Below are 3,291 nucleotides of genomic sequence, written 5' to 3'. Positions count from 1 at the left end.
TTGGGTCTGATTTGTTTTTGTTAATGATCAGACAGTACCTGATGAGCCTTTCTTTGTCAACTCTTGAGGTTGATGCGTTTCATTTTTGAATTGGCGTTGTCCTTGAGTAAAAAATGCAAGTTGTAGCCGTGCAAAGTATATTCGGAAAGTTTCTGTATAATGTATAAGTAGTCATGCAAAATTAATTACCTGCCCGATCGAGCTAAAACCCTTACGGGGCAATGATCGTCATGTGTAAATAATTTTGCCTAGGTACTTAATTAGTTAAACCTAAAAAATGAGGCAAAATAATGACGGACAAAAATAAGCCAGAAATGACGGACAAAAATAAGCCAGAAGAAGTTCAACAGGCAATGATTTCAGTGGGAGTGGGTACGGCGATTGGAGCTAGTGCATCGGCAGTAGTTGGCGGTATGGGACTTGCTGTAGGAGGAACTGCTCTAGGAGTCGGTATGGCTCCAGTAGCAGCAGCAGGAGCAGTGGTTGGCACAGCAGTTTACGGAACCAAAAAAGCAATAGAAGAACAAGACGCAACGGCAATTGGAGCAGCGGCAATTGGTGCGGGTGCTGGAGCCGGTATATCAGCATTAGTTGGGGGTATGGGATTAGCAGTAGGAGGGACGGCAGTTGCAGTGACAATGGCTCCCGTAGCGGCAGTAGGAGCAGTAATTGGTTTAGCTGGGTATGGTATCTCTAAATTATTCACTGAGTAAGTAATGGCTAAACGGAAAAGACAGTCCCCCAATGCTGCTCAAAAATTAGTAAGAGGAGCAATTCGGGACTTTATTAATCAGGTTAATGGCATAGTTATTGAGCCGGAGATAAATACTCCTTTAAAGGGGACAGAGGCTTGGTATCGGGACAAACTGGCTAGAGAATTAGGAGGAAAAACCGAGGTTTACATTGATAAGGTAGGTAGAATAGATGTCTTAACTAATACGGAAATAATTGAAGTCAAAAATACAAAAGGCTGGAAATCAGCGATTGGACAAATAAAGAGTTATGGACAGTATTATCCCAAGCATAAAATGAGAGTTCACCTATTTGGGAAATTGACTGAAAGTAAACTGGAAACTATTCAGAGAGTATGTAACCTAGAAGGTATCACTCTAACTTGGGAATAAGTACCTAGGCAAAATTATTTACACATGACGATCATTGCCCCGTAAGGGTTTTAGCTCGATCGGGCAGGTAATTAATTTTGCATGACTACTTAGTAAGTACCTAGGCAAAATTATTTACACATGACGATCATTGCCCCGTAAGGGTTTTAGCTCGATCGGGCAGGTAATTAATTTTGCATGACTACTTATGATCGCTGCTCTTGTAGGGTGCGTTCCCTCATGCGAGTCCTACCGCTCCAGCGATCGATTTTGGGGAACGCACCATGCTCATTGATTCAAGTAAATGATAATAATCTAAAAACGTCTAGGCACAGTGATCGATGGGAGTGCGATCGCTTATGATCGAGTTGTAAATTTTTGTTACGAAGTGCAGTCAGATTGAACAATTGGTGCTGAAATCTTGGGGAAAAGCTGATGTTATTTCGGCTGATTGTCAGGAATCGACAAAACGGGGTGATATGCGGAAACTTTCGGCATATCCTTACTCTCCTTATTCGGAAAGTTTCTGGATAATTAATAGAGAGTAGAAAAAGTAGTAAAATAGTCCAATACGCGTAAAACATGAACAAAACATGACTACTCTGTTGCAAAAAGCATTCACAGAAATCCAGAAACTGCCAGAGCATCTTCAAGATGAACTTGCTCAACAATTGCTAGAAGATATTGAAAGTGAATTAAAATGGCAGCAAAGCCTTTCTAACGAAGATATGGAATTGGGAGCTTTAATAACAATGGCACAGGAAGCCCTGATAGAAGAACAAGAGGGGAGAACAGAAGATAAAGGCTTTGGGGCAGAATGAAGTCAGCCAGAACCAAGAGGTTTCGTCAACTTTTTCTCAGTTTGCCGCAAAGGGTACAAGAAACAGCCAAGAAAAATTACGAGATTTGGAAAGAAAATCCATTTCACCCCAGCCTAGAGTTCAAAGAGGTGAAACCAAGAGAAAAAATCTGGTCAGTCAGAGTCGGCATTGGATGGCGAGCATTAGGGATTAAGAAGTCAGACGAAGAAAAGATAGTTTGGTTCTGGGTTGGGTCGCACTCCGAGTATGACAAGATTCTAGGTAAGAATTAGGAGCGATCTAACCAATCACTGCACCGGACCTTGTGCTAAACTTATCTACATCATCCAAAGTCATTGGCGGCGAGTGAGTTCAACCGTTAGACATACTCCTTGCTCCAACGAGCGGGCTGCTAATACAGATGAATTACGATTTATCCATACTCTAATCTTTTTGATTATTGAACATTTCAACTTCTCCCATCTGTCTCGTGTCACATTTGAACTCATACAATTAAGGAGTAATTTTCAATGAAAACACTGTATGAAAAGCTTGGTGGTGGAGCGGCTGTTGATCTAGCTGTAGAAAAATTTTATGAAAAGGTTTTGGCAGATGAGCGAGTCCAGCGTTTCTTCGCTCCTACAGATATGCAACAACAGAAACAACATCAAAAAGCCTTTATGACCTATGCTTTTGGTGGTGCTGAACAATGGAATGGTCGTCCTATGAGGGATGCACATAAAGAATTAGTGGCTGAGATGGGCTTAACCGATAGCCACTTCGATGCGATCGCTGAGGATTTAGTTGCTACCCTCGTTGAGTTGGAAGTTACTCAAGCCTTAATTGATGAGGTGGTGCAGATTGTAGGTTCTGTTACTCATCGCAACGATGTCTTAAATCGCTAGAGCAATGTAGCTGTAGGGTGCGTTCCCTCATGCAATTCCTACCGCTGCAGCGATCAATTTTGGGAAACGCACCATGCTCATTGATTCAAGTAAATGATTATAAGCTAAAAACGTCTATGCACAGCGTCAGCCTAAATTTACCTTCAGAGCTAGAGAATGAGTTATCTACAAAATCCTCCTAAAACAGGGCTGGAGCTAGTTGCTTATTGGGAAAGCGTTGGGGTTATTGGCTCCCGACCTGATATTATCGATAGTCAGGAGCAGGCAAGCAAATTGCGCCATAATGCTGAAACCCGTGAGCAGGTTTAGGTAGGTTTTGCTGAATAAAGGTGAAATGTAGGCAAGGTAAGGGTTTTGTGGCTTTTCTCGCTCCCACAGGTGCAAGATTTTGAGAGAATCGTGCTTCAAAACCTTGCGTCTTCATCGGCCCGCGTCCTGTAGGGGCGAAGCATTCGGATAAAAAATCTACGGTTTCACCGATAG

At 42.3% G+C, this 3,291-nt stretch carries 6 protein-coding genes; 5 read left to right on the top strand and 1 reads right to left on the bottom strand.

Annotated elements, in window-relative coordinates; translation table 11 throughout:
• Window positions 1–314: 314 nt before the first annotated feature.
• From IM509_RS18455 to IM509_RS18435, 5 genes are all read left to right on the top strand, one after another.
• Complete coding sequence (locus IM509_RS18455) at window positions 315–713, top strand: hypothetical protein (RefSeq protein WP_052278563.1); 399 nt, start codon at window positions 315–317, stop codon at window positions 711–713.
• Window positions 714–716: 3 nt separating this feature from the next.
• Window positions 717–1,124 carry a hypothetical protein gene (locus IM509_RS18450; RefSeq protein WP_052278025.1) on the top strand — a complete coding sequence of 136 codons (408 nt, stop codon included), beginning with the start codon at window positions 717–719 and terminating at the stop codon, window positions 1,122–1,124.
• Between the two features lie 572 nt (window positions 1,125–1,696).
• The gene (locus IM509_RS18445) at window positions 1,697–1,924 is read left to right on the top strand and encodes a hypothetical protein (RefSeq protein WP_052278024.1); all 228 of its coding nucleotides are present in this window, start codon (window positions 1,697–1,699) and stop codon (window positions 1,922–1,924) included.
• Entirely contained in the window at window positions 1,921–2,196 is a 276-nt protein-coding gene (locus tag IM509_RS18440) for a ParE family toxin-like protein (protein ID WP_046660479.1), read from the top strand. Before IM509_RS18445 ends, IM509_RS18440 begins: the two co-directional genes overlap by 4 nt.
• A gap of 237 nt (window positions 2,197–2,433) precedes the next feature.
• Window positions 2,434–2,808 (top strand): group I truncated hemoglobin, encoded by a 375-nt coding sequence (locus IM509_RS18435; RefSeq protein ID WP_052278023.1) that lies wholly within the window; start codon window positions 2,434–2,436, stop codon window positions 2,806–2,808.
• A 244-nt stretch (window positions 2,809–3,052) separates the two neighbouring features.
• Here the strand turns inward: IM509_RS18435 and IM509_RS18430 are convergent.
• Window positions 3,053–3,291, bottom strand: a 239-nt coding sequence (locus IM509_RS18430) for a hypothetical protein (RefSeq protein WP_287717310.1), incomplete at its 5' end; no start/stop codon positions are given.

It is taken from the genome of Microcystis sp. M31BS1, from assembly GCF_020245285.1.
Classification (GTDB): Bacteria; Cyanobacteriota; Cyanobacteriia; order Cyanobacteriales; family Microcystaceae; genus Microcystis; species Microcystis panniformis.
The sequence above is the reverse complement of the archived record's forward strand: the minus strand, read 5'-3'. Positions and strand labels throughout refer to the sequence as shown.

What these genes read in the sequence shown, in the direction of transcription:
- IM509_RS18455 (WP_052278563.1), top strand. Translation starts at nt 315, where the DNA reads ATGACGGACAAAAATAAGCCAGAAGAAGTTCAACAGGCAATGATTTCA.
- IM509_RS18450 (WP_052278025.1), top strand. Translation starts at nt 717, where the DNA reads ATGGCTAAACGGAAAAGACAGTCCCCCAATGCTGCTCAAAAATTAGTA.
- IM509_RS18445 (WP_052278024.1), top strand. Translation starts at nt 1,697, where the DNA reads ATGACTACTCTGTTGCAAAAAGCATTCACAGAAATCCAGAAACTGCCA.
- IM509_RS18440 (WP_046660479.1), top strand. Translation starts at nt 1,921, where the DNA reads ATGAAGTCAGCCAGAACCAAGAGGTTTCGTCAACTTTTTCTCAGTTTG.
- IM509_RS18435 (WP_052278023.1), top strand. Translation starts at nt 2,434, where the DNA reads ATGAAAACACTGTATGAAAAGCTTGGTGGTGGAGCGGCTGTTGATCTA.